Here is a 1,746-nt window from a genome sequence, read left to right as displayed (position 1 = left end):
AAGTTAAACAAAAGTTAGATTCTCTTTTTAAACATAACTACCTGCACATCAAACGACTACATATAGCTAGCAATCAATTGAGGATAGGATTTGAACAATTAGTACCATTAATATCTTTTTTACCTATTATGAGTTATCCGGCATGCGAATCTTTCTTCGTTCCACTATAGTTATCTTTGCGTTTGACTATAGTTATCCGCAAGGGTAACTATAGTGTACTTTGCGGATAACTATAGTGGAACGAAAAAAAGATAGTGATCGGAATGAAATCGATTAGCAAAAGAAGGAAATAAAAATAGCAGTGAAAAACTATCTATACTATAGCAATTGGTCAAGTACGGCACGGAACACCTTATCGGCATGTTCTTGCATAATCTTAATATAATTAAAGATAGGACGGTTATTTTTCATACTGTGTCCGATACAGTATTCTATTTTTTCAATTTGAATGCCTAAATCATATCCGTGTTGTGCAAATGTCTTTCGGGCGGAATAGTAAGTAACCTTTTTCTTTACCCCCGAAAGTTCTGTTACCTTATTTATATGTCGGAAGACTAAACTATATATTTGTTTATAAGATGAATATTTACCAAATTGCAAATGCCCATTTCTCGACATATATTTATCTATAAGCACTTTTGCTTCAGGCTGCAAAGTAAATACAATTTCATTTTCTCCCTTCTTGCTATTGCGTGTTTTGTGACGCACATAACGCATATCGTTCTTATTTTTAAAATCATATGCTAATAAATCTCTCAGGTTGATACCGCCTAAATAATAAGTAAGCATAAAAATATCTCTCACCATGGATAAAGAAGACTTTAAAAGCCGGACATCACGTATTCTCTTCAGTTCATCTATTGACAAATCAAGTTCCCGCACATTACTTGTCGGCATCTTAAAGAGGACAAAAGGATGAATGGAGTAAGATACATAATTCATCTTACCGGCATAATTTACTATCACCTTTATTAAAGTCAGATATATTCTGATAGTTGTATCTGCCAGATTCTCCTCGTGAAGAACTTTGGCAAATCCTTGGATATGTATAGGTGTCAATTGAATTAAAGGAAAATCCCCTTTCATATATTTGACTAATCTTTCGGAAGCTATCTTATAAAGTTTATAAGATTTCTCCCGCTCTTCTCCTTTCATGAAATTCATGTATTCTTTTGCAACAGCTTGAAAGGTTATACCTTTTTTCTTTTGTTCATAAGTAATTATACGTATAAGTTCGGTACATGAAATTGCTGGTAAATAGCTGATCGATGTAACAATTTCTTCATACTCATTGATTAGTTTCCGAAGACAGGCATTCATATTCGCTGCATTCTCATGCCTTACTACTCGACCATTTTTTAGTTGATTGGCAGAATCCAAAGTAAATTGGGTAGATATATATCTGGTTTGAGAATGATGTGCTACGGCTATCCTTATTCGATGTCTGCCATTTGATAATTTTTTAGTTGGAACAACTACAATTGAAAAATTCGCCATATCATTTTTAGGTTTATAAATTACTATTTTCCATACAATAAAATAGAAACAAAAAGGTTCATAGTCATTAGGTACTAATCGAAAATCGCTCCTACAGCATGGAATATCGTGCAAAAGACGGTATTTTCCATGCATTTGTACGATTCTGCATTGCTATATCTTGATTAAGTCGTTATGTTTGCAACACTTTTTCACAGGTAGAGTGTGAAAAATTGCTTTTAAAAAGAGAATCTAACTTTTGTTTAACTT

1 protein-coding gene is annotated in these 1,746 nt (G+C 33.0%); it reads right to left on the bottom strand.

What is annotated here, in order from left to right; translation table 11 throughout:
- Positions 1–318: 318 nt before the first annotated feature.
- Complete coding sequence (locus tag KTR06_RS24290; protein ID WP_008646122.1) at positions 319–1,497, bottom strand: phage integrase SAM-like domain-containing protein; 1,179 nt, start codon at positions 1,495–1,497, stop codon at positions 319–321.
- Positions 1,498–1,746: the final 249 nt, after the last annotated feature.

The organism is Bacteroides sp. MSK.20.12 (assembly GCF_019052435.1).
Taxonomy (GTDB): domain Bacteria; phylum Bacteroidota; class Bacteroidia; order Bacteroidales; family Bacteroidaceae; genus Bacteroides; species Bacteroides xylanisolvens.
Note: the sequence above shows the minus strand (reverse complement) of the source record. Positions and strands in the feature narration are given on the sequence as shown.

Bases quoted from the DNA above. Each gene is read 5' to 3' on its own strand.
- KTR06_RS24290 (WP_008646122.1), bottom strand. From the start codon at position 1,497: ATGGCGAATTTTTCAATTGTAGTTGTTCCAACTAAAAAATTATCAAAT.